This window comes from Jezberella sp. (assembly GCF_964834465.1).
The window spans coordinates 33,781-56,789 of record NZ_CBAZRM010000002.1 but is presented as its reverse complement, the minus strand read 5'-3'; the positions used below and the strand labels follow the sequence as shown (position 1 = coordinate 56,789).

Below are 23,009 nucleotides of genomic sequence, written 5' to 3'. Positions count from 1 at the left end.
GATGTTGATGAAAACGAAATACGATCAGATCAAAGCCGAATTGGTGAAAAACCCCAAGACTTGGTTGGTTACCGGTTGTGCCGGCTTTATCGGGTCGAATTTACTCGAGACACTGCTTGACCTCGATCAATATGTCGTTGGTCTTGATAACTTCTCGACGGGCTTTCAGCACAATCTGGATGAAGTAAAAACGATTGTCGGTGCAGCGCAGTGGGGGCGCTTTACCTTCATCGAAGGCGATATTCGCCACCTCGAGACGTGTCAGCGGGCGGCAGCAGGCGTTGACTATGTTTTGCACCAAGCGGCACTGGGTTCGGTGCCGAGATCTCTCGCTGACCCGATTTTGACAAACGAAGTCAACATTCATGGATTTTTAAATATGCTTGTCGCAGCGCGCGACGCGCAGGTCAGTGGGTTCGTGTTTGCAGCGTCAAGCTCGACCTACGGTGACCATCCCGCCTTGCCCAAAGTTGAAGAACAGATTGGCAAGCCGTTGTCACCTTACGCGGTGACTAAATACGTGAATGAATTGTATGCAGACGTGTTCTATCGATCCTATGGGTTTAATAGCGTCGGTCTGCGTTACTTCAATGTCTTTGGTAAACGGCAAGACCCCAGCGGTGCTTATGCGGCTGTCATCCCGAAATGGATTGCCGCGATGGTTCGCAACGAAGATGTCCTTGTTAACGGCGACGGCGAAACTAGCCGTGATTTCTGCTTTATTGATAATGCGGTACAAGCGAATATTTTGGCTGCAACAGCCCAAGGCGAAGGGGTGAACCAGATTTATAACGTTGCGGTCAGTGGCCGCACCACGTTGAATGATCTTCATGGCCACTTGGTGCAAGCCTTGGCAAAACATGGCGTGGCGGTGGATAAAAAGCCTGTCTACCGGGATTTCAGAGCGGGTGATGTGAGACATTCACAGGCAGACATCAGCAAAGCGTCTCGTTTGTTGGGCTACCAACCGCTTCATGATGTGTTGCAAGGGCTTGAGGTTGCGATGCCCTGGTACACACAGTTTTTGCGTTAGTCTTCGGGCAACCCGCGCTTAATGAATCTGCGTGCACGCATTCATGCGATTCACCAGGATCACCATCGGATCGCTCGTGCCGCCGGTCGGGTGGCTTTTTTTTTGGTGATCGGCAAACTGGCAGGTGCCCTCAAAGAGATGGCGATTGCTTATCGTTACGGCGTCAGTCCGGAAGTTGACGCTTACCAATTCACCATGACCTTGGCAACATGGCTACCGGTGACGGTCGTTGGTGTTTTATCAGTCGTGCTGATCCCCGTGTTCGTGGCCTTGAAAAGAAAGCCTGCTCGCCAACAGCGCGAGTTTATCGACGAGTTTCAAGGCTGGTTGCTGATGTTGGGGTTGGCCTTGGTCGTGCTAACCGTCTGCGTCTGGCCTGAAATCTTGCGTCAACTTGGCGCGAAGCTCACGCCTGAGGTGAAAGGCATGACCACGACGCTGCTCTGGGCTTTCGCCCCGGGCGCGCTCTTGACCCTGTTCGTCGGGTTTAGTGCGGCGCGACTGAGGTCTCAAGAACGTCACATTAATACGTTACTCGATAGTCTGCCTGCCCTGGTGTTGTTGCTGTGGTTGTTTGCTGCGGGGCCTGACAGTGGGATCGAACCGTTGCTGTGGGGGACGTTGCTTGGTTTGGCCGCCCAGGCTGGATGGACCGCTTGGCTGGCCGCTAAAACGGGTGCTGCTGGCTGGGGCAGCATCCGATTGTCGTTTCGCTCTGCCGAATGGCCTACCCTGGTCAATGCAATGGGCATCATGCTGATCGGACAGATCGCGATGAGTTTCGTGGGGCCGCTCGATCAATATGCGGCTGCGACAATCGGCAACCACGCGAATTCAACCATGGGATACGCGTCTCGTTTACTGTCATTGTTATTGGGGATAGGCGCCGCGTCCGTTGGGCGTGCGGCACTGCCTGTGCTCGCCGACATCCAAAGTGGCGGCGACAGTGTTCGTGCGAGAAGCATGGCGTTGAAGTGGTCGGTGTTGATGTTGGCGGCAGGTTGCGCCACCGTTGCCGTTGCGTGGATTCTGACGCCGATCGGGGTTGAGTTACTGTTTCAGCGTGGCGCTTTTACCGCCGCCGACACGGTCATTGTCTCCAGTGTGTTGCGGTGGGGCTTGCTGCAGGTGCCGTTCTTCTTTGGCGTGCTGGTGCTGGTTCAGTTATTGGCGAGTCAGCAACGCTATGCATTGATCTCACTGATTGCGGTGTTGAATTTCGCGTTGAAAGCAGTCTTGAATTTCTTGTTGGCGCCTCATTTTGGGTTACAAGGCATTATGATCGCAACTGCCTGCATGTATGCCTTGTCTTATTTTTGCTACTTGCTTGCTGCAAAACGACTCGCGCCAGAGGCGACAACCAGCTAAAGATATGCTCAACAGATCCAGAAAAATTGCGATCGTCATTCACTCGCTGGGTGGTGGTGGGGCCGAGCGTACATTGGTTGATCTAACGGCCTCATGGGCGAGCAGAGGAGATCAGGTCAGCATCATCACCTTGAGTCACGCACTGGACGATGCGTATGCACTGCACCCAGCCGTTACCCGGGTCGTGCTCGATGTGGCAGGCGAAAGTAAGGGTATCTTCAACGGTATCGTGTCCAATGTGAGGCGTGTGCTGATCCTGAGGCGAACCCTTAAATCGCTTGCCCCCGATGTGCTGCTTGGCTTTATGACGACGTCGTCCATTTTGGCGGTCTTCGCGGCATTGGGGTTACCCGCGAGCGTGATTGCGTCTGAGCATACTCACCCGACACACCAAGCACTTTCTGCGCTTTGGCGTGGACTACGCAGAATTGCTTATCCGCGTGCCAGCTTTGTCGTCACACTGACTGAGGGCACTGCGCAATGGTTCAAAGCGCATATACCGAGAGCACGGCTGTGTGTGATTCCCAATCCGGTGACTTGGCCTGTTGCCAATGGTCAGCCGACTATTCAACCACCCCCGAAAACAACAAATCGCAAGCGATTGCTTGCCGTGGGAAGGCTTCATCCTGAAAAAGGGTTTGATCTATTGCTCGACGCTTTTAAAGACGTAGCGGTGCAATGCCCCGCCTGGGATCTCATCATTCTGGGCGAGGGGGCCGCGCGTGCCGCATTGCAGTCACAGATAGACAACGCGGGCTTGACTGACAGAGTGTCAATGCCCGGACGAGTCGGCAATATGGCCGATTGGTATGCAAGCGCTGATCTGTATGTGTTAAGTTCCCGCGTTGAGGGTTTGTCGAACACGTTGCTTGAGTCCATGGCCATGGGGTTGCCAGTGGTCTCTTTCGACTGTGATACCGGGCCTCGGTCAATCATTACTCATGGGCGAGACGGTCTGTTGGTCACGCCCAACGGCGATGTGTATGCGTTGGCCCAAGCCCTGATTGAGTTGATCCGTGATGAATCCTTACAGCGTCGATTGAGCGCAGTAGCCCCGCAGGTTCGTGAGCGCTTCTCTCTGGTCAATGTGCTCAGCCGTTGGGATCAATTGTTAGAAGAGGTTGCCTAAGTATGTGTGGCATTGCAGGTATCTGGGGCCCCCAAACTGATCAGACTGATTTGATGAGGGCAGCGTGCGAACGCATGCGCAATCGAGGGCCCGATAGTCGAGGGGTTTGGCAGGATCAGGCAGCGTCCCTGACGCTCGGTCATGTACGACTTGCGATTGTGGATTTGTCAGAAGCAGGCGCACAACCCATGCTCTCGGCTTGCGGGCGCTACACCCTCGTGTTGAATGGTGAAATCTACAACCACATGGCAATCCGAGCCAAGTTGTCGCAGGAGGGCAAGGTTTCAAACTGGCGCGGGCATTCTGATACTGAAACGGTGCTCGAGGCCTTTGTTGCCTGGGGTGTTGAAAATACATTGAAAGCAATGACCGGCATGTTCGCGTTGGCACTTTGGGACAGGGCCTCCAAGCGATTAACGCTGGCCAGAGATCGGTTTGGCGAAAAGCCGCTGTACTACGGCTACGTGAATCAGAGTTTCGCGTTTGGCTCTGAACTCAAAGCCATGATGCCGATTCCGGGGTTCGGGCAGCGGATTGACCGGCAGGCGCTGACGCTGTTCATGCGGCACAACTACATTCCCGCACCGTGGTCTATTTATGAAGGGATTAAAAAGCTTCAGCCAGGTACCTACTTACAGCTTGATCAAGCGACGCTCTCGGGTCAGTCTTTGCCTGATCCAGTCGTCTATTGGTCAGCGCGAAATCGGGCACAATTTGGTCGAGAGCATCCCCTTGTATTCGGCTCAGATCGTGAAGCCGTCGACCATCTTGAAGCACTGTTAACCCAAGCCATCCACGGCCAGATGATGTCAGATGTGCCACTCGGGGCGTTTTTATCAGGTGGGGTCGACTCATCCACGATCGTGGCCTTGATGCAGCAACAGAGCCGGCAACCAATTCGCAGTTTTGCCATTGGATTTGATGATCCAACCTACGACGAGGCGCCTTATGCCGAGGCAATCGCTCAACACTTGGGGACGAGTCATACTTCCCTGTATGTATCGGCAAGTGATGCGCTCAATGTCATCCCCACATTGCCAGACATGTATGACGAGCCCTTTGCGGATTCATCTCAAATCCCCACGGCGTTGGTCGCTCGAATGGCTCGACAGCATGTGACCGTCGCGTTGTCGGGGGATGCAGGGGATGAACTGTTCGCAGGTTATTCGAGGTATCAACGGGTAGAGCGGTGGTGGCAGCAGTGCCAGCAATTGCCCGACGTTATCAGGCGCCCCCTGGGTGAATTGATGTTGGCCAGCAATGCGCTACCTGGCTCGGGTGCCTGGCGCGGCAAACTCGCCAAACTGGGCGACATGCTGCGAGCAACAGATCAAGGCAACTTTTATCGGCAATTTGTATCTTATTGGTTAAATCCTGCCAGTATGGTGATCGGAGGCACCGAGCCAGAAACGCCGTTTGGCGCACGATTCGTTGGTCAACCCATTGAAGCCATGATGGAGCTCGACGCCGTGACTTATCTGCCAGACGATATTTTGGTCAAAGTCGACCGCGCGGCGATGGCCGTGAGTCTCGAGACCAGGGTGCCGCTTTTAGATCATGCCGTGTACGAATTTGCCTGGCGGTTGCCAATGATCTACAAGATCAGAGAGCAGCAAAGCAAGTGGATCCTGCGGCAAGTGCTTTATAAACATGTGCCCGCTCATTTAGTTGATCGCCCTAAAAAAGGATTCGCTGTCCCGTTGGCCGGTTGGCTCAGAGGCCCCTTGAAAGACTGGGCTGATACGTTGCTTGAACCTGTGCGATTACGGCAGCAGGGCTTATTTGTCGTCGAACCTATCCTGTTCAAGTGGCAGCAGCATATCAGTGGCAAACGCGACTGGAGTGCTCAGCTCTGGGGCGTGCTGATGGTACAAGCATGGCTCGACACTTATCACGACGGCAAGGCACCCGGCGTGTCCTTATGAAAATCTTGCTCATCGTCAGCTCCATGCACGCTGGGGGGGCAGAGCGTGTCGCTTCGACGCTGGTAAACGCCTGGGCAGAGCGAGGTGATGAGGTTACGCTGCTAATCACTTACTCTGGTCGTGGCGATTGTGTTTACTCGATTCATCCCTCGGTTGAACTGGTTTGGTTGGCTGATCAACGCTCAAACTCACGATGGATACCGGCTGTCATGAAACGATGGTTGACGTTGCGTCGGCTGATCAAACAGGCCGAACCAGACGTGATTATTTCTTTTTTGACCAATGTGAATGTCGCCACCTTGATGGCTACTCGAGGGCTGGATCTACCCCTGATTGTTTGCGAGAGAACGAATCCTTCTCTCGTCAATAACGTCGGGCCAGTGCTCGATTTTCTGAGAAAAATAACCTACCGTTTTGCGACCCGGGTGAACGTGCAGTCTGAGCAGACGGTTCAAGGGCTCACGGCAATGGTTCCAGCGCTTAATTGCATTGACGTGATTCCCAATCCTTTGCCGGTTGAGTTGATGAACTATTCAGGTTATCTCGAGTCTGTCTCTGAGGATCCTGCGCAGAAGCGTATCGTAGCCATGGGGCGATTATCAAATGATAAGCAGTTTGATGTGTTGATCAGCATTTTCAGCAAACTGGCCAGGGCGTATCCCGATTGGCAATTGACCATTTGGGGGGATGGGCCGCAACGCGCAGCGCTAGAAGCCCAAATTGAAGCACTTGGTTTGGCCGCCCAGGTGAGCTTGCCTGGGCGAACCACTCAGGCCTGGCTGGAGCTTGCGCGAGGGCAAATTTTTGCCATGACTTCCCGTGTTGAAGGGTTTCCGAATGTGTTGCTAGAGGCGCTCTCTCTGGGGCTGCCTTGTGTCACGTACGACTGCCAGAGCGGGCCGGCTGAGTTGTCCGAAGCCGGCCAAAGTGCTCGCTTAATTTCGCTGGGCGACGAAGCGGGGTTTTTGGAGGCCTTGACACACTTGATGGATGACGCGCAAGCTCGCGCTGATCTGGGACGTCGAGGTGCAAGTTCAGTAAAACGTCGGTATGCAGTTTCCAAGATCATCGGCCATTGGGATGCTGTTTTCGACCGTATCAAACGCGGTGATGTCAGGAGTTATCGAGCATGAGAGGGCAGCCGCTACCATTTCAAGTCATGCATGTCATCAGTGGTTTAGGTCAAGGTGGGGCCGAAGGCGTGTTAACGCGCTTGATCCTCGGATCGCGTGATCGCGTACATCACACGGTGGTTTCGATGACGGACTTGGGGGTGCATGGGCAGAGCCTAAGAGATGCCGGCGTTGATGTTTATACGCTTGAGATGGGATCACGCCGGTTTAACGTCAGCGCGCTCTGGACACTCAGCCGGCTCATGCGACGAGCCCAACCTGACATTGTTCAGACATGGATGTACAACGCAGATCTTTTCGGTGGTCTTGCAGCTAAGCTCGCTGGCATCCGCCGTATCAGTTGGGGTATTCGCAATGCGGGTGAGGATTTAAAGCGAGCCAGTGGTTTGTCTCGGGTGGCTCGCGTCTTGTGTGCACGTTTATCGAAATGGTTGCCTGAAACCATGCTCGTGTGCTCGCACAGTTCAGCGGCGCGTCACGTTCAGCTTGGCTATGACGAACGACGAATGCAGGTCATCACGAATGGTTACGATTTAGCTGTCTGGCGCCAAGACACAGCGGCGCGTGATGCGTTGCGCCGTGAATGGGGCATTCCGCCCGAGACCTGGTTGATTGGTTGTGTCGCTCGTTGGAATCCCTTGAAAGATCACGCCAATCTCTGTGAGGCGTTATCGCATTTTGCGCAGAAACACGAACATCGACCATGGCGTCTGGTATTGGTCGGGCCGGGAATTGATCAACAGAACACATCGCTGATGGCGATGCTGGTGCAGAATGGCATTGCTGATCGCACCTTGCTGCTGGGCGAACGTCACGACGTGCCCGCGATCATGAATGCGATTGATGTGCATGTGTTGCCGAGCCGTGCAGAGGGATTCCCCAACGTATTGGGTGAGGCGATGGCTTGCGGTACGCCCTGTGTATCCACTCAGGTCGGTGATGCTGCCTTAATTATCGGGGACACGGGTTGGGTCGTTGAACCACAGCAAGCTGAGGCGTTGAGTGGTGGTATTGAGTCGGCCTATGAAGCGTGGGACGTCGCCAGACAGGCAGAGGGTGGCTTGCAGCGCTGCCGAGCGGCAACGCATCAACGCGTTGAGCGTCAATTTTGGATCGACGGTATGGTAGACGCCTACGTGGCGGCGTGGCGCGCCCTGTTGGCCCCCAAACTGTTGTTTGTCGTCACCAACCCAGCCTTCTTGGTATCGCATCGCTTACCCGTCGCTCTTGGGGCACAGCGGGCAGGCTATCAAGTGCATGCCGCAACCATGGATGCCCCGGGCGTTGCCGAATTGAGAGCCCATGGTATTACGCATCACGCCTTGCCCATTACACGCACTGGGCGCAATCCCATTAAAGAGCTCGGCAGTATCTGGGCCTTATGTCGGGTCATGCTTGAATTAAGGCCGGATCTGGTGCATGTGGTCACGATCAAGTCGGTGCTCTACGGTGGGTTAGCCGCACGGCTAACCCGCGTGCCGAGTGTTGTGGCTGCTATTTCTGGCCTTGGGTATGTGTTCATGCGAGCACCCAGACTGTTCGATCCGTTGCGCTGGGTGGTGACGATACTTTATCGCTTAGCCCTGGGCCACGACCACAGCATGGTCATTGTGCAGAATGACAATGATGCTGAAGTCTTGCAAGAGATTAAAGCGGTCAGAGCGAAAAATACCGTGCTGATCCGCGGATCAGGCGTTGATCTCGACCATTACAGCCCAACCCCAGAACCAGCAGGCGAAGTGGTTGCCTTGATGGTGGGCCGACTGTTGCGCGATAAAGGGGTGCTCGAATTTGTGGAGGCCGCGCGCCTTGCAGCACAGCGCGGCGATAAGACACAGTGGTGGTTGGTCGGTAGTCCCGATGCGGCAAATCCGGCATCGATCACACCGGCCGAACTCGAAACATGGAAGGGCCAACAAGGACTTCACATCTTAGGTGAACGAACCGATATCGCCGCACTCTACGCGTCGACGCACATTGCGGTACTGCCTTCATATCGAGAAGGGTTGCCCCGCGCCTTAATCGAGGCGGCTGCGTGTGGTCGACCCGTTGTCACGACGGATGTACCAGGCTGTCGCGATGCGATCGAGCCGAATGTCACAGGTCTATTGGTGCCAGTGGGGGATGCACAGGCGCTGGCTGATGCGGTGAGGGATCTGGCGAACGATCCCGATAAACGCCTGAAGATGGGTGCTGCGGGTCGGTCGTTGGCCGAGCGAGTCTTTGACGTGGGCGATGTGATGGGGGCTCACATCATGGTTTACGAAGCCCTCTTGTCAACCGCCCGCTAATTTCTTCACCCAATAAGCCGTCGATGCATCGTAGGGGCTGACTTCTGGGTCACTGCCAAGGGCGTCCAACCTTCTCTCGATATCGCTCGCCACCTGTTTACCGAATTCGACGCCCCATTGATCAAATGGGTTGATCCCCCAAATGACCCCCTCAGTGAAGACTTTGTGCTCATACAGGGCGAGCAAGGCGCCCAGAGAGTTTGCATTCAGACGCGGCATCACAATCAGTGTGGAAGGACGTCCCCCAGGGTGCACGCGGTGCCGAGCCAGAATTGCGGCTTTGAGCGGGTCTTTTTCTTTGCGCTGAACTTCTTCAAGCGCACGCTCATACGACTTGCCTTGCCAGAGTGCGGCACGTTGCGCGAGACAATTCGCAACTAACAATCGATGATGCCGGTTGTAGCGATGATCAGGGATGGCGCACAGCACGAAGTCGACAGGTGCGCCAACATTATCCTGATGCAGCCATTGGAAAAAAGTATGCTGACTATCTGTGCCAGGCATCCCCCACACCGCCGGGCTGCTCGGAACATCCAACGTATCCCCGTCGCGCGTCGTTGACTTGCCTAGAGATTCCATTTCAAGTTGTTGCAGCCAAGGGATCAGATGCCTCAGGCGTGCATCGTAGGGGCACAGCGCAAAAGAGGCGTAGCCAAGCACGCTTCGGTTAGCAACCCCGCTCAACGCCATTTGGACCGGTGCATTTTGGTCGATGGGGGCATTGAGAAAGTGCTCGTCCATCGCAGCAGCACCTGCCAGCAGATCCTGAAAAATATCTGCGCCTAGGCCTAAAGCGATTGGCAAGCCAATCGATGACCAAAGTGAATAGCGCCCCCCCACCCAATCCCAGAATTGAAAAATACGCTCGGGCTCTATGCCGTAATCACGCGCAGCTTTGACATTCGCAGTGATAGCGACAAACTGATCGAGAGGATGCTTGACGCCGCCTGCCCGCAACCAGTCTGCCGCGCAAGCGGCGTTTGCCAGTGATTCGGTGGTGGTAAAGGATTTTGACGCAATGATAATGAGCGTGTCGTGTGGATCAAGCCCATCCAAGGCGGCAGTGATGGCATGTGCATCGACATTCGAGGCAAAACGCATGGTTCGCCGTCCCGTCAGCCCGGTCAGCGACTCGACCACCAATCTTGGGCCCCAGTCGCTGCCCCCAATGCCTAAATGCACCACATTGCGATATTGGTTCTTAGCGTTCGCCTGTTCAACGAAGTGAAGCATGCGCTCGCGTTCGCGCTTGATCATCTCGGCCACGTCAAGGGGGGGATTGGTCGCCCGCAACGCGGTGTGCCAGGCCGCACGATTTTCAGTCCAGTTGATGTGACTGCCATCAAACAATTGGGCGCGGGCAGCTTCAAATCCTTGGGCCGTGAGTAACTGCTCTGCCGCCAACGCCATGCTCGATGAGTAGCGTTGCGTGCTCAAGTCAATCGAGAGACCGGCCGCGTCGAGAACACGAAGCGTGTCAGTGCCAATCCCACTCGCGTTCACAGCGGCGCAAAATGTTTGCCAGAGAGGGTTGTTCGCTAACGAAGCCACGGTCTGTTCTCTCTTGGGTCAGAAAGGCAGTTTGACGTTTGGTGCGAGCGCTAATAGTTGCTCTCGAAACGCTTGTTGTATGCGTGCCAGTGCCTCGGCGCTGTCGCCTTCGAAGCGCAGCACAACCACGGGTGTTGTATTGGACGCTCTAGCCAGGCCGAAACCGTCAGCAAATTCGGCCCTTAACCCGTCGATCGTAATGATGTCCGTGGTCCCCTCAAACCTCGCCTCATGCTGTAACCGTTTGATCAAGGCGTGAGGCTCGCCTTCTTTCATCTCAAGTTTCAGCTCTGGCGTTGATACGTCTTGAGGCAAAGCCGACAAAATCGCTGAAGGATCACTCGAACGTGAGAGGATTTCGAGGAGACGGGCCGCGGTGTACAGCCCATCATCGAAGCCGAACCAACGCTCTTTAAAGAAAACGTGACCGCTCATTTCACCGGCGAGCGGGGCACCACTTTCTGCGAGCTTGGCTTTGATCAATGAGTGCCCTGTCTGCCACATCAGCGGTTGCCCCCCTGCGCGGCGAATCTCGGTGGCCACGTGTCGGCTGCACTTCACGTCATAGATGATGGTGGCGCCAGGCACACGATCCAGCACATCCCGTGCGTACAGGATGAGTTGACGATCAGGCCAAATAATTTCACCCTGTTTGGTGACCACGCCCAATCGATCGCCGTCACCATCGAAGGCCAAACCGATTTCACAATCTGTGGTCTTGAGGCAATGAATCAAATCTTCAAGGTTATGGGGATCGGCTGGATCTGGATGGTGATTGGGGAAGGTGCCATCGACTTCGCAAAAGAGCTCAGTGACTTCACAACCCATATCACGAAATAATTTCGGTGCAATCGCACCAGCGACACCGTTGCCGCAATCAACGGCGATTTTCATGGGACGTGCCAGTTTGATATCCCCAAGCACTCGCGCCAGATAAGGGGTAACAATATCCACTTGTTCGGCCGTGCCAGGCGTCGAAGACCTTGCCGGGCCTGCCCGAACCTCATCGCGCAATCCCACAATGGCTTGGCCGTGCAGCGAGCTGCCCCCCATCATCATTTTGAAACCGTTGTATTGCGGCGGGTTGTGGCTGCCTGTGACCGCGACGCCTGAGCCGGTCTTGAGGGTGTGTGCAGCAAAATAAACCAGTGGGGTCGGGACTTGGCCGACATCGATCGTGTTGATGCCCCCTGCTCGCATGCCTTCTTGCAAAGCTTCGGCCAACACGGGGCTACTGAGTCGGCCATCACGGCCAACGACCATGGTGGTGACCCCCGCCTGATGAGCGCGAGCGGCAAGCCCTCGGCCAAGCTCGCGTGCAAAGGATGGGTTTAAGTCGTCAGGGACGGTGCCTCGTATATCATAGGCTTTAAATGCTGCTGCTGGAAACGACTTTTCGAAAGGCACGTGCATGCTCCAAAGATAGACGGGTGCGGGCTTGGCAAGCTATCAATTTTGCCATACATCGCCGCTCAAACAGCGATTGCAATCAGATTTTGATGAGAGGTGGACATGAGTTTAATAGCGTCATTGCAAGCCTTGCTTGGTCCCGATCATGTATTGACAGGGCAACTTGCTGCCCCTTACTTGACGGATTGGCGAGGCCGTTTTCAAGGCAATGCACAGGCTGTCGTGAGGCCCGCGAGCACTGGCGAGGTCGCCGAAGTCGTTAAATTGTGTGTCACTTACAGCGTGCCAATAGTCCCTTCCGGCGGCAACACCAGCCTTTGTGGCGCGGCAACCCCAGACCAGTCGGGGCAGGCCATCGTGATTTCTCTCGCCCGTATGAATCAGGTGCGTTCCATTGACCCCGACAATGACACCATGACCGTTGAAGCTGGATGCATTCTTCAGCAGGTGCAGGAGGCCGCTCGCGAGGCGGGCAGGTTGTTTCCCCTGAGTTTGGCGGCTGAGGGCAGCTGTACCATCGGCGGTAACCTGTCGACCAATGCGGGTGGTACTCAAGTGTTACGTTACGGCAATGCCCGTGAACTCACCTTAGGCCTTGAAGTGGTGACTGCAGAAGGCGAGGTTTGGCATGGCTTGCGCGGGTTGCGCAAAGATAATACCGGCTACGATCTGCGTGATTTGTACATTGGAAGCGAAGGCACTCTGGGCATCATCACTGCGGCCTGTCTTAAGCTTTACCCCTTGCCGGTTGCACAACGGACCGCCATGCTGGCGTTAAACAGCATGGAGGACGCGGTCGCGTTTCTGTCTCGTGCTCGTGCAGGGTTTGGCGCCTCGCTGACGGGTTTCGAGGTCATGGAGGGGCATGTGCTGCAAGGTGTGGTGAGCTTATATCCTCAGCAAAGAATCCCTTTCGAGGGCCCCTCAGCGCAGTCCCCTTGGTTTGCATTGCTTGAACTCTCCGATAGTGAAAGTGCCGAGCACGCCCAAGAACGTTTCGAGACAGTCTTAGGTTCGGCCATTGAGGATGGGTTGATCACCGATGCGGCGATTGCCGAAAATATTGCCCAGAGCAAAGCGATGTGGCATTTGCGTGAGAGCATCCCCTTGTCTGAGGCGCAGTTTGGTAAAAGCATCAAACACGATGTCTCGATCCCGATTTCGCTAATCGCCCAGTTTGTCCGAACCACTAACGCAGCACTGCAAGCGCGGTTTCCTGGCATTGCGCACATCATCTTTGGTCATTTGGGTGACGGTAACCTTCATTACAACGTGGCGCGCGCGCCCAACCAGAGCGAGGCTGATTTGTTAAGTCAGCAAGCGCAGGTCTACCAAATCGTGCACGATAGCGTGCATGCGCACCACGGATCGATCAGTGCTGAGCACGGTGTGGGTCAACTCAAGCGCGATGAGTTACCTCGCTATAAGTCAGCGCTTGAATTAACGCTGATGAAGCGCATTAAAAACGCCCTTGATCCAAACCATTTAATGAATCCTGGTAAGGTATTACAAGACTGAGGCTAGGGTGGCGTGTCGCGAGTTTGAAACAAGTTTAGGCTTTTTGGCAAACACCGCAGTAGTAGGTCGCGCGCTGACCTTGCACGATTTTTTTGATCGGCGTGCCGCAGACCCGACAAGGCTCACCCGCGCGGTCATAGACTGCAGCGTGTAGCGTGAAGTACGCGCCAGGCTCGCCGGTGGCGTTGACATAATCACGTAAGGTACTACCCCCTGAGCTTAAGGCGTCGTTCAGGGTGTTCTTGATGGCGGTTGCTAGACGTTCGCATCTCGTGAGTGACAGTCGGCCTGCTTTGGCTTTTGGGTTAATACGCGCTTGAAACAGGCTTTCAGAGGCGTAAATATTACCCACGCCTACAACGACATCGCCTGCCAATAGTGCTTGTTTGATGGGCATTTGGCGTTTGGCAAAGCCTCGGTGCAGCCAAGAGCCGTCGAAGCGAGGGTCGAAAGGTTCGATCCCCAGCTTGGCAAGCAAAGGGTGTCCGTCGACGGGGCCAGCGTCTTTAGGATGCCAAAGGACTGACCCAAAACGTCGTGGGTCGTGTAACCGCAACGTCTTGTGCAGAAAGTGCCATTCAACGTGATCATGCGTGCGAAGCAGTTCGCCTTTTGGCACGCTTCTGATGGATCCAGACATGCCAAGATGAATGATGAGCGTCCCTGAATCGAACTCGAGCAGCAGGTATTTGCCCCGCCGGTGGCAGGCTCGCACGGTCTGGTTTTGAACCAGCTGTGGCAAGTCGAGGGGGATAGGCCAACGCATACGCCGCTCATGGACAACCATTTCTAGCACCCGATGACCGGTTGCAATGGAATCTATTCCGCGTCGGGTGGTCTCAACTTCTGGCAGTTCAGGCATGGGTAAGTGCTAACATCCAAAGACTATGTCAATTCATTGTGCCATCAACCGGTCTTCTCGCGTGAAGTTCATCCCCAAATCCATCGGCGTTGTTAGCGTTTCTGCGGCTTTTTTTGGCGCGATTGCCATGCTCTGTTGCGCAGCTGTCTCGGCGGCGCGTCCGTCCCTTGAGGTGCTTGCGCAATCGACCTCCTCTAAAGTTCAACGCGGTCGCGCTGAGACAGAGGTGATCCGGCTGCAAAGCGGCAAACTGCCTGAGGTTAATCTGACAGGCACGCTCTTGTTCAGGATTCTTGCCGCTGAGATTGCAGCGCAGCGAGGCAATTTGATGGCTGCCGGCACCACCATGGCAGATTTGGCTCGCGAGACGGCAGATCCGCGGCTTGCTCGGCGAGCGCTTGAATTTTATTTGGCCGCAGGCAATTTGACGGGGGCGCTCGACGCTAGCCGCACCTGGTTGCGTATTTCACCCACGGATGAAGAGGCGATTTCCACCGAAATGGCGCTTGGGGCGGCAGCAGGTCAAACGACTGGCTTGGCCGAAGCGCTGCGTCAACGTATCGACAAAGCGACCGATAAGGCAGCCGCCATCAATCAAGCGGTCGCCACGGTCGTCAGAGTGCCGAACAAACAAGAGGCATTCAGTATTTTGTCCGAGGCGATCAATAAAAGTTCGGTCAAAAATTTGCCGGCTGCACGGCTCGCACTGGCTGACCTGGCGCAGGCGTCCGGCGACGCTAAACAGGCGCTTACTGAGGCCCGCATAGCACTGGGCGCTAGCCCGAACGCAGAAGATGCTGCTGTCCGAGTGTTGGAATATGGCCTTTTGGTTGATCCGGACGCTGCGATTGCGGATGCGATGTCCTTTGCTAAACGACACCCTAAGGCTCGGCGGCTGAGGTTGCTCTTAGCAGGACAGCTATCCGAACGCGGTCGTTACAACGAGGCGACAGCAGAGGTGCAAAGCATGCTGCGCGTGGCCCCTGAGGATTTTGAACTGTTGTTTGTACAGGCACAGTTGGCGGCCCGTGCCAAGCGCTGGCCGGATGCGCAGGCATTTATCGATCAGTTCATCAATGTTCAACGTCAGCGTCAGAGTGCTGGGCCAGAAGGCTCCTCAGATGCGGGTGTTGCTCTATCTGATGCCTATCAGTTCAGAGCGGGCATCTTAGAAGAACTCGGCAACTTAGAAGGTGCTTTCGTCGATCTTGCCTCGATCAAAGACCCAGCGACAGCCGTTTTTTCGGCGCAAATGCGCCAGGCAGTCATTCGGGGCAAGCAAGGTCGAGTCGATGAGGCATTGGCGATTATTGATGCTGCGCATGCCGAAGACGACGAAGCAACCGAAATGGCGCTGCTGACGGCGAGCCAGGTCTTGAGAAATGCGAAGCGAATCGATGAGGCTATCGCTCGACTAGCTGCCGCCGAGCAGGACAGAGCAAATTCAAAGGGCATCAAATACGATCTGGCGATGCTATACGAACAGAAGAATAATTTGCCAGAGACCGAACGATTGCTCAGACAAGTGATCGCTTTGGATTCACGTCATGCACACGCATACAACGCGTTGGGTTACGCACTGGCCGATCGCAATATTCGCCTGCAGGATGCCTTGGAGTTGCTCACGAAGGCAGTAGAGCTTGCGCCCAACGACCCGTTTATCCTGGATAGTATGGGATGGGTCAAGTTTAGACTTGGCGATTATCCAGCGGCCATCAGCTTTTTGAAGCGGGCTTACGCCAAGCGTCCAGAGGCTGATATCGCAGCGCATTTAGGCGAGGTGTATTGGACGATGGGTGATCAAGACACGGCGCGCGCGCTGTGGCGTGAAGGTCAGGCTAAAGAGGCCGACAATGTCACGCTCGTCGATACACTCAAACGTTTCAAGGTACAGCCTTGATCCGGTGGTTGGTCGCCAGTGCAATGGTGGCGGTGCTGACGGGGTGTGTGGCGCCGCCGGCGCCCAGCTCGGTGTCTGAGTCAGACTTTGTACGGGTGGGGCGGTTTGCTCTTCAGGCGCAACGGTTTAATCAAAACACCGAAAATACGCAAGGCGGGTTTTCTTGGCAAGACCGTGGTGCCGCGCTGGTGCTGGATTTAACGTCGCCAGTGGGGGGCACGCTTGCTCGGGTGACCGTTGAGCGCCAGGCATCGACCCTGGTTCGAGCTAACGGCGAGCAAATCAAAGCTGAAAGCCCTGATGCCTTGATTGAGCTGGCCATTGGGCAGCCGATGCCTGTCTCAGGCTTGCGCGATTGGTTGAGAGGGCGATTAAGCCCGCTTGCGGGGGATGCCAAAGAGGCCTTGCCTCGCGCCACGACGAACTTGGTTCGAGACGAGCAGGGGCGACTCACGGCGTTCTTGCAAGACGGTTGGCAGGTGACCCTGTCACGGTACGATGAGTTTGGGCCGCGTGCGCTGGCACTCAGGCGTGCAGAGGCAGGCCAAGACGTTTCTATTCGAATTGTGATCGATCAATAGCCTTGGTTCATGGTTGATGGCGCTGACCCGATATGCTTTACGATCTAATCGCCCCCGCTAAGCTCAATCTGTTCCTGCACGTGACTGGCAGGCGCAGCGACGGATATCACCTGCTGCAGACGGTTTTCCGATTTATCGATCTGGCAGACAGCATCCACATTGACGTGACGCAATCGGCTGACATTGGTCGGTTGAGCGATATGCCAGGGGTCTTGCCGGATGACGACCTCGTTGTCAAAGCTGCTCGAGCCTTACAGCAGGCGACGGGCGTAAAACGTGGTGCCGCGATTGCTGTCGATAAAAAAATTCCCACCGGTGGGGGTTTAGGTGGGGGGTCAAGCGATGCCGCCACCGTGTTAATTGCACTGAATCGGCTTTGGCAAACGGGTCTCAGTCGTGAGGCTTTAATGCAAATTGGTCTTGGACTTGGGGCAGATGTGCCCGTCTTTATTTTTGGGCAAAATGCATTTGCTGAGGGGATTGGCGAACAATTAGCGGCCGTTGACCTGCCGTCTGAGGCGTATGTTGTGATTCAACCGTCACAAAATGTGCCGACCTTAGGGGTTTTCCAGTCTCCCGATTTGACAAGAAACACACCACAGGTCAAAATAACGGACTTCTCTGACGATTTGGCTGTATTTGGTCGTAATGATCTTCAGCCGGTTGTTCTGGGTATGTATCCTCGCATGCAAGAGGCACTCGATTGGCTCGAAAGAGTCGGTTTTGATGCCCGCATGACAGGGTCGGGGGCTTGTTACTTCAAGGCATTCAAAACCCTTGAAGGTGCTCAAGCAGCGCGCCAGATGATGGATAATGCGTTGCGTAAAGAAGTTGCCGCTGTGGCAGGTGGTATTCAGCAAGTCCCGATACAGGCTATATTTGCTTGTCGCGGGTTGACTGAACATCCTCTGCGGCATTGGTTAGAAAGTTAGTTGGGGAGTCGCCAAGCTGGTTAAGGCACCGGATTTTGATTCCGGCATGCGAAGGTTCGAATCCTTCTTCCCCAGCCCACACTGCGAAGCTGTTGAACTCGGCGAGTCAGGCGACATAAGGCCTGTATCGCATAGGTAGGTTCAGCAGCTTTTTCATTTTGATGCTATTTCACTGTCTGCGATTGCCTGAACCATGGGTACTGATAGTTTCATGATCTTTACCGGCACAGCCAACACTCGGCTGGCTGTGGATGTCGTCAACCATCTTGACATGTCGCTCGGGAAAATGTCCGTTGGACGTTTCTCTGATGGCGAGGTCATGGTTGAGATCAATGAGAATGTTCGTGGCAAAGACGTGTTTGTCTTGCAACCAACATGCGCGCCGACCAATGACAACTTGATGGAAGTCATGGTCATGGTAGATGCATTGAGACGAGCCTCAGCAGGCCGTATCACGGCAGCGATCCCGTATTTTGGTTATGCTCGCCAAGATCGTCGTCCTCGTTCTGCACGCGTGGCAATTTCGGCCAAGGTTGTTGCCAATATGCTGCAAGTGGTCGGGGTCGACCGAGTGTTGACCATGGATTTACACGCCGACCAGATTCAAGGTTTTTTTGATATCCCAGTTGATAATATTTACGCAGGCCCCATCCTGTTGGGTGACATTTGGCGGCGTAATTTGTCAAACTTGGTGGTGGTTTCACCGGATATCGGTGGTGTGGTTAGAGCCCGCGCCTTGGCCAAGCAGCTTGAGGCAGATCTTGCGATTATCGATAAACGTCGTCCTCGGGCGAACGTTTCTGAAGTCATGAACATCATCGGTGAAGTTGATGGACGTACTTGTCTCATCATGGACGACATGGTCGATACCGCCGGGACGCTCTGTAAAGCGGCACAAGCATTGAAAGAGCGCGGTGCAGGCGCGGTCTACGCCTACTGTACCCACTCGGTGCTGTCAGGGGGGGCGGTCGAACGTATCGCTGCATCAGAGCTCAATGAGCTCGTGGTGACTGACACCATTCCTCTGTCTGAAGAGGCGAGGGCTTGTCCCAAAATCCGCGCGCTGTCTTGCGCTGCGTTATTGGGTGAAACGATTTTGAGAATCTCGAACGCTGAGTCGGTGAGCTCATTGTTTGTAGATTAATAAGATGCCTGGTTTGCTGGTCGCGGCGAACCGACATGACAGCGTCTGGCTTTCAGGCGTTGTGTAAACGACTGGCGCACTAGCGCTTATTTTTGGAGTACTTCACATGCAATTCAATGCAACATTACGTAGCGTACAGGGATCGAGTGCGAGCCGCCGCCTGCGCCACGCGGGCCGTGTTCCGGCCATCGTGTACGGTGGTAAAGACCAGCCCCTGAACGTTGAACTCGATCACAACGAAATTTATCACGCCCTGCGCAAAGAGACTTTTCACTCATCCATTCTGGATATGAAAATTGAGGGTCACGACCAGCAAGTGCTGCTGCGTGCTGTGCAATGGCATCCCTATAAGCAATTGGTGATGCACGTTGACTTTCAGCGTGTCTCGGCTGATCAGATTCTTCATACGAAAGTGCCCCTGCACTTTATCAACGTCGAGATGTCTCCTGCGGTCAAACTGAGTGCAGCGATTATTTCTCACGTCTATAACGAGCTTTCGATTGCTTGCTTGCCAGCTAATCTGCCGTCGTTCATTGAAGTGGATTTGTCCAAGTTAATCGGCGGCGCGTCAGTCCACTTGGCTGACATCACTTTGCCAAAAGGCGTTACCTTTGTACCCCATGGCACTGAAACGAATCCTGTGATCGTGACAGCGATTGTTAAAGGTGGTGCTAAGGGCGACGATGCTGCTGGCGACACACCTGCCTAAAGCATCGATCTGAGTGGTGTACAAAACCTCATCCCGGCATCGCTTGGATGAGGTTTTGACTTTTTAAGCAGCCTTACGTGATGCCAACCCCAATCAAACTCATCGTCGGTCTCGGTAATCCGGGGCCTGATTACGACCGCACTCGGCATAACGCCGGGTTTTGGCTGGCCGATGAGCTTGCCATCGATCTCAAAGCCTCCTTTGCTCTAGAAAAGTCTTTTGCTGGGTTGGTGGCGAAAGCGCGAGTGCAGGGTGAACCGGTGTTTATTGTCAAACCGCAAACGTATATGAATCGATCTGGGCAATGCGTTGGCGCGTTGGCACGCTTTTACAAGCTTGCCCCAGCGTCGATTTTGATTCTGCACGATGAGCTTGACTTATTGCCGGGCCAGGTCAAACTTAAACTCGGTGGCGGCCACGCAGGGCACAATGGTCTGAAGGATATTGCAGCCACCTTAGGTGACTTGGGTTTCTGGCGCTTGAGGCTGGGTATTGGACATCCTAGAACGCTCAACCTGCAGCAGCAAGTGGCTGACTTTGTGTTGCATCCACCCCGCCGAGAAGATCAAACCATGATCGACGACGCGGTTACCCGCTCTCGTGCAGTGATGCCACTGTTACTTGCCGGGGATTTTGTCAAAGCAACCGAACAATTACATCGCGATAATCCCGCATGATGAAGCAGCGATTGCGTGACGAGTGGGCCCTATGCTGGCGGTTCGTTCGCCGGCCAAGGTTGCAGCGCGTAGTTCACGCCGCGCCCCCCAGCATAGGGCGTTTGCGTGACTGGATACCGTCTTTTCGCTTAGGGCGTTTGTTCGGGTGGGCTGTGACACTCTGGGTTTTGAATATTTTCGTTTTAGGCCCGTTCGTCCTTGAGGCTTTTGAGGCAAGCGGGGCGACTCATCGGTTTAATGTGAACGACTTGCCGTGGTTGCAAGCAATTTTATGGGCACCGCTGGTTGAAGAGCTTTTGTTCAGATATTGCCTGCGACGACCGTTGAGCTTCATCTGGGTGACGCCGTTGATGTCAGTGGTTCTCGTGTTTGGGATGAAAACCTGGGCGTCGTGGTTGTTGGCTTTCACCGTGGGCTTAGCGGTGTTGCTCAGCTATGTAACCAAGCCCCCTAAAGCCTGGGCTTTTAGATGGGGGCGCCGCTATCGTGGTGTGTTTCCCTGGGTTTTTCACCTGGTCGCCTTGAGCTTTGCCGCCGTGCACCTGCGCAACTTTGTATTCACTGAGGTGCAATGGTGGATGATGATGATTTTGGTGACGCCACAGTGGTTGACGGGCTTGGTACTGGGGTGGACGAGGGTTCAACGCGGGGTCGTGGCGTCGATGTTGTTGCACGCAATGTTCAATCTTGGGCCACTGACCATCGTCTGGCTAGCGTTAAAGGCGGGGCTCGAGTAGCCAATTCGCCATTTTAAAGCCATTGATCCGCACGCTAGATGGCGCTTATCCCAGATTGGTCACGCATAACGGTTAAACTCTCGTTCGGTTAAAAGTTATCTGGAATCTTCATGGCTCTGCAATGTGGCATCGTTGGTCTGCCCAACGTCGGTAAATCAACCTTATTTAATGCGCTTACTAAAGCTGGCATTGCCGCTGAAAATTACCCTTTTTGTACCATTGAACCCAATGTAGGGGTGGTCGAAGTACCTGATACCCGGCTCAACAAGCTGGCAGAAATCGTCAAACCAGAGCGTATCCTGCATGCGACAGTTGAGTTTGTCGATATCGCTGGTTTAGTCGCCGGTGCCAGTCAGGGCGAAGGTCTGGGCAACCAGTTTCTCTCGCATATTCGCGAGACGAATGCGATCGTGAACGTGGTGCGGTGTTTTGAAGATGACAACGTCATTCACGTGGCTGGCCGAGTCGACCCCATCTCTGATATCGAAGTGATTGAAACAGAGCTAGCGCTGGCAGATATGCAGACCGCAGAAAAGGCTTTACACCGGTTTCAAAAGACAGCGCGTTCGGGCGATAAAGACGCTCAGCGCATGGTCGGTCTGATCGAAAAGTGTATTGTTCAACTTGATTTGGCGAAACCGATTCGTGCGCTTGGCTTGGATGCCGAAGACATGGCGTTGCTCGCCCCGCTGTGTTTCATTACGGCCAAACCCGCCATGTATGTCGGCAATGTGAGTGATAGCGGTTTTACTGACAACCCGCTGCTCGACAAATTGATGGCTTATGCCGCAGAGCGCAATGCCCCCGTGGTTGCCATTTGCGCGGCTATCGAGGCCGAGATCGCTGACTTGCCAGATGAAGATAAAGGCGTGTTCTTGGCCGATATGGGGATGACCGAACCCGGCTTAAACCGCTTGATACAAGGTGCGTTTAAATTGCTCGGGTTGCAAACCTACTTTACGGCAGGCGTCAAAGAAGTGCGTGCCTGGACAGTACCCATTGGTGCCACTGGCCCGCAGGCAGCCGGCGTTATTCATACCGATTTTGAACGTGGATTCATTCGCGCTCAGACCATCGCGTATGAAGACTTTGTTGCCTTTAAAGGCGAGCAAGGTGCCAAAGAGGCCGGCAAAATGCGTGCTGAAGGCAAGGAATACATCGTGCAGGACGGCGATGTGATGAATTTCTTGTTTAACGTCTGATCAGTTAATCAATCTGGGCGATCAATTCAATGCGCGGTTTGATCCATTCTGCCTTCGAGGGTCGTCAGGCGTTTTTTCATGGTGGCTACGTCGGTCGTTAAGGCTTGAGAAATCCATATTTTGCAAGAATCACTTGCCCTGAATCGGATAAGACGTAATCGATAAACGCTTGTGCGGTGGTAGCTCGCCGCGTTTCAGAAGACACGGCGATTGGATAGCTGACCGAGGCGCTTGAGATGACTCGATAAGCCACGCGAACCTTGTCGCTGACAAGGGCTGCGTCCGTCGCAAAGACAAAGCCCGCATCGACTTCACCACGAACGACATAATCCAGACTTTGCCGAACATTTTGCGCAAGAACCGCTTTCGCAGAAATGTTTGCCCATTGCCCAGAAGCTTCTAACGCCGTTTTTGCGTAACGTCCAATAGGGACAAAAGCAGGATTGCCATAGGTCACCCGCTTGATCGCTGCATCAGCCAGATCGCTGAGCTGAGTCATGTGCACTTGGCTGTCTGATGGCACGATCACGACGACCTGATTCTTCGCAAAATCTCTGCGACTGGTATCGGTCACTATTTTTTGTGCAATTGCCCGATCCATGGCGATCTGGTCGGCAGAGGCAAAAACGTCAGCTGGCGCCCCATTCAACATCTGTGTCATCAGCATGTCTGACGCACCGAAATTTAAAATAACTTTTGTGTTGGGATGCGTTGCTTCAAACGATTGACCTAGCGCAGTAAATGCGTTGGTAAGGCTGGCCGCGGCAGAAACGATTAAATCATCCGCATGGGCAGAAAAGCCACCCAATAAACTCAGTGAGCCAAGCGACAGCACTACCAAGCGTTTAATGAAAGCGATGCGCATAGGAAAGCTCACGAGTATTTTTCATCGGGTACCTGTAGTCAA

The 23,009-nt window shown here is 54.5% G+C and carries 19 protein-coding genes, 1 tRNA gene and 1 pseudogene; 17 read left to right on the top strand and 4 right to left on the bottom strand.

From position 1 onward, the window contains the following. The first annotated feature begins 7 nt into the window (after window positions 1-7). From AC1W8Y_RS01580 to AC1W8Y_RS01550, 7 genes and pseudogenes are all read left to right on the top strand, one after another. Window positions 8-1,033 (top strand): NAD-dependent epimerase/dehydratase family protein, encoded by a 1,026-nt coding sequence (locus AC1W8Y_RS01580; protein ID WP_482012708.1) that lies wholly within the window; start codon window positions 8-10, stop codon window positions 1,031-1,033. Window positions 1,034-1,054: 21 nt separating this feature from the next. Continuing rightward, window positions 1,055-2,401, top strand: coding sequence for a murein biosynthesis integral membrane protein MurJ (gene murJ / locus AC1W8Y_RS01575; RefSeq protein WP_482012707.1), 1,347 nt, complete (start codon window positions 1,055-1,057; stop codon window positions 2,399-2,401). A 4-nt stretch (window positions 2,402-2,405) separates the two neighbouring features. After that, a complete protein-coding gene (locus tag AC1W8Y_RS01570) occupies window positions 2,406-3,530 on the top strand; it encodes a glycosyltransferase family 4 protein (RefSeq protein ID WP_482012706.1) in 1,125 nt (374 codons plus the stop codon). Between the two features lie 2 nt (window positions 3,531-3,532). Then, window positions 3,533-5,455: an asparagine synthase (glutamine-hydrolyzing) gene (gene asnB, locus AC1W8Y_RS01565; protein WP_482012705.1), complete on the top strand. Its 1,923-nt coding sequence runs from the start codon at window positions 3,533-3,535 to the stop codon at window positions 5,453-5,455. After that, window positions 5,452-6,588, top strand: a complete 1,137-nt coding sequence (locus tag AC1W8Y_RS01560; protein WP_482012704.1) for a glycosyltransferase family 4 protein — start codon at window positions 5,452-5,454, stop codon at window positions 6,586-6,588. The genes asnB and AC1W8Y_RS01560 overlap by 4 nt, the downstream gene beginning before the upstream one ends. Further along, window positions 6,585-7,613, top strand: a pseudogene (locus AC1W8Y_RS01555) (glycosyltransferase); the annotation flags it as partial. The gene AC1W8Y_RS01560 and the pseudogene AC1W8Y_RS01555, both read left to right, overlap by 4 nt. Window positions 7,614-7,709: 96 nt before the next feature. Further along, the gene (locus tag AC1W8Y_RS01550) at window positions 7,710-8,879 is read left to right on the top strand and encodes a glycosyltransferase family 4 protein (RefSeq protein ID WP_482012893.1); all 1,170 of its coding nucleotides are present in this window, start codon (window positions 7,710-7,712) and stop codon (window positions 8,877-8,879) included. On the opposite strand, the gene pgi is transcribed toward AC1W8Y_RS01550, so the two are convergent. Beyond that, the gene (pgi, locus tag AC1W8Y_RS01545) at window positions 8,865-10,430 is read right to left on the bottom strand and encodes a glucose-6-phosphate isomerase (RefSeq protein ID WP_482012703.1); all 1,566 of its coding nucleotides are present in this window, start codon (window positions 10,428-10,430) and stop codon (window positions 8,865-8,867) included. The genes AC1W8Y_RS01550 and pgi overlap by 15 nt on opposite strands. A gap of 18 nt (window positions 10,431-10,448) precedes the next feature. Next, a complete protein-coding gene (locus tag AC1W8Y_RS01540; protein WP_482012702.1) occupies window positions 10,449-11,837 on the bottom strand; it encodes a phosphomannomutase/phosphoglucomutase in 1,389 nt (462 codons plus the stop codon). 105 nt (window positions 11,838-11,942) lie between these two features. On the opposite strand from AC1W8Y_RS01540, the gene AC1W8Y_RS01535 reads away from it, so the two are divergent. After that, complete coding sequence (locus AC1W8Y_RS01535; RefSeq protein WP_482012701.1) at window positions 11,943-13,358, top strand: FAD-binding oxidoreductase; 1,416 nt, start codon at window positions 11,943-11,945, stop codon at window positions 13,356-13,358. A gap of 34 nt (window positions 13,359-13,392) precedes the next feature. On the opposite strand, the gene mutM is transcribed toward AC1W8Y_RS01535, so the two are convergent. Beyond that, window positions 13,393-14,220 carry a bifunctional DNA-formamidopyrimidine glycosylase/DNA-(apurinic or apyrimidinic site) lyase gene (gene mutM, locus AC1W8Y_RS01530; RefSeq protein WP_482012700.1) on the bottom strand — a complete coding sequence of 276 codons (828 nt, stop codon included), beginning with the start codon at window positions 14,218-14,220 and terminating at the stop codon, window positions 13,393-13,395. A gap of 25 nt (window positions 14,221-14,245) precedes the next feature. Between mutM and AC1W8Y_RS01525 the strand changes: the two genes are divergently transcribed. From AC1W8Y_RS01525 to ychF, 9 genes are all read left to right on the top strand, one after another. Further along, entirely contained in the window at window positions 14,246-16,120 is a 1,875-nt protein-coding gene (locus AC1W8Y_RS01525; RefSeq protein WP_482012699.1) for a tetratricopeptide repeat protein, read from the top strand. Then, window positions 16,117-16,701 (top strand): lipoprotein insertase outer membrane protein LolB, encoded by a 585-nt coding sequence (locus tag AC1W8Y_RS01520; protein WP_482012698.1) that lies wholly within the window; start codon window positions 16,117-16,119, stop codon window positions 16,699-16,701. Before AC1W8Y_RS01525 ends, AC1W8Y_RS01520 begins: the two co-directional genes overlap by 4 nt. Window positions 16,702-16,733: 32 nt before the next feature. After that, window positions 16,734-17,633 (top strand): 4-(cytidine 5'-diphospho)-2-C-methyl-D-erythritol kinase, encoded by a 900-nt coding sequence (gene ispE / locus AC1W8Y_RS01515; RefSeq protein ID WP_482012697.1) that lies wholly within the window; start codon window positions 16,734-16,736, stop codon window positions 17,631-17,633. A gap of 1 nt (window position 17,634) precedes the next feature. Further along, a tRNA-Gln gene (locus AC1W8Y_RS01510) sits at window positions 17,635-17,708 on the top strand. Window positions 17,709-17,826: 118 nt separating this feature from the next. Then, window positions 17,827-18,777 carry a ribose-phosphate pyrophosphokinase gene (locus tag AC1W8Y_RS01505; RefSeq protein ID WP_482012696.1) on the top strand — a complete coding sequence of 317 codons (951 nt, stop codon included), beginning with the start codon at window positions 17,827-17,829 and terminating at the stop codon, window positions 18,775-18,777. Between the two features lie 106 nt (window positions 18,778-18,883). Beyond that, a complete protein-coding gene (locus tag AC1W8Y_RS01500; RefSeq protein WP_482012695.1) occupies window positions 18,884-19,486 on the top strand; it encodes a 50S ribosomal protein L25/general stress protein Ctc in 603 nt (200 codons plus the stop codon). Between the two features lie 80 nt (window positions 19,487-19,566). Next, window positions 19,567-20,163 carry an aminoacyl-tRNA hydrolase gene (gene pth, locus AC1W8Y_RS01495; protein WP_482012694.1) on the top strand — a complete coding sequence of 199 codons (597 nt, stop codon included), beginning with the start codon at window positions 19,567-19,569 and terminating at the stop codon, window positions 20,161-20,163. Continuing rightward, a complete protein-coding gene (locus AC1W8Y_RS01490) occupies window positions 20,160-20,900 on the top strand; it encodes a CPBP family intramembrane glutamate endopeptidase (protein WP_482012693.1) in 741 nt (246 codons plus the stop codon). The genes pth and AC1W8Y_RS01490 overlap by 4 nt, the downstream gene beginning before the upstream one ends. A gap of 110 nt (window positions 20,901-21,010) precedes the next feature. Further along, window positions 21,011-22,102 (top strand): redox-regulated ATPase YchF, encoded by a 1,092-nt coding sequence (gene ychF, locus AC1W8Y_RS01485; protein ID WP_482012692.1) that lies wholly within the window; start codon window positions 21,011-21,013, stop codon window positions 22,100-22,102. 97 nt (window positions 22,103-22,199) lie between these two features. Here the strand turns inward: ychF and modA are convergent, their stop codons facing one another. Further along, complete coding sequence (gene modA, locus AC1W8Y_RS01480) at window positions 22,200-22,967, bottom strand: molybdate ABC transporter substrate-binding protein (protein WP_482012691.1); 768 nt, start codon at window positions 22,965-22,967, stop codon at window positions 22,200-22,202. Window positions 22,968-23,009 lie beyond the last annotated feature (42 nt).

Bases quoted from the DNA above. Each gene is read 5' to 3' on its own strand.
- AC1W8Y_RS01580 (WP_482012708.1), top strand. From the start codon at position 8: ATGAAAACGAAATACGATCAGATCAAAGCCGAATTGGTGAAAAACCCC.
- murJ (WP_482012707.1), top strand. From the start codon at position 1,055: ATGAATCTGCGTGCACGCATTCATGCGATTCACCAGGATCACCATCGG.
- AC1W8Y_RS01570 (WP_482012706.1), top strand. From the start codon at position 2,406: ATGCTCAACAGATCCAGAAAAATTGCGATCGTCATTCACTCGCTGGGT.
- asnB (WP_482012705.1), top strand. From the start codon at position 3,533: ATGTGTGGCATTGCAGGTATCTGGGGCCCCCAAACTGATCAGACTGAT.
- AC1W8Y_RS01560 (WP_482012704.1), top strand. From the start codon at position 5,452: ATGAAAATCTTGCTCATCGTCAGCTCCATGCACGCTGGGGGGGCAGAG.
- AC1W8Y_RS01550 (WP_482012893.1), top strand. From the start codon at position 7,710: ATGGTAGACGCCTACGTGGCGGCGTGGCGCGCCCTGTTGGCCCCCAAA.
- AC1W8Y_RS01535 (WP_482012701.1), top strand. From the start codon at position 11,943: ATGAGTTTAATAGCGTCATTGCAAGCCTTGCTTGGTCCCGATCATGTA.
- mutM (WP_482012700.1), bottom strand. From the start codon at position 14,220: ATGCCTGAACTGCCAGAAGTTGAGACCACCCGACGCGGAATAGATTCC.
- AC1W8Y_RS01525 (WP_482012699.1), top strand. From the start codon at position 14,246: ATGTCAATTCATTGTGCCATCAACCGGTCTTCTCGCGTGAAGTTCATC.
- ispE (WP_482012697.1), top strand. From the start codon at position 16,734: ATGCTTTACGATCTAATCGCCCCCGCTAAGCTCAATCTGTTCCTGCAC.
- AC1W8Y_RS01505 (WP_482012696.1), top strand. From the start codon at position 17,827: ATGGGTACTGATAGTTTCATGATCTTTACCGGCACAGCCAACACTCGG.
- AC1W8Y_RS01500 (WP_482012695.1), top strand. From the start codon at position 18,884: ATGCAATTCAATGCAACATTACGTAGCGTACAGGGATCGAGTGCGAGC.
- pth (WP_482012694.1), top strand. From the start codon at position 19,567: ATGCCAACCCCAATCAAACTCATCGTCGGTCTCGGTAATCCGGGGCCT.
- AC1W8Y_RS01490 (WP_482012693.1), top strand. From the start codon at position 20,160: ATGATGAAGCAGCGATTGCGTGACGAGTGGGCCCTATGCTGGCGGTTC.
- ychF (WP_482012692.1), top strand. From the start codon at position 21,011: ATGGCTCTGCAATGTGGCATCGTTGGTCTGCCCAACGTCGGTAAATCA.
- modA (WP_482012691.1), bottom strand. From the start codon at position 22,967: ATGCGCATCGCTTTCATTAAACGCTTGGTAGTGCTGTCGCTTGGCTCA.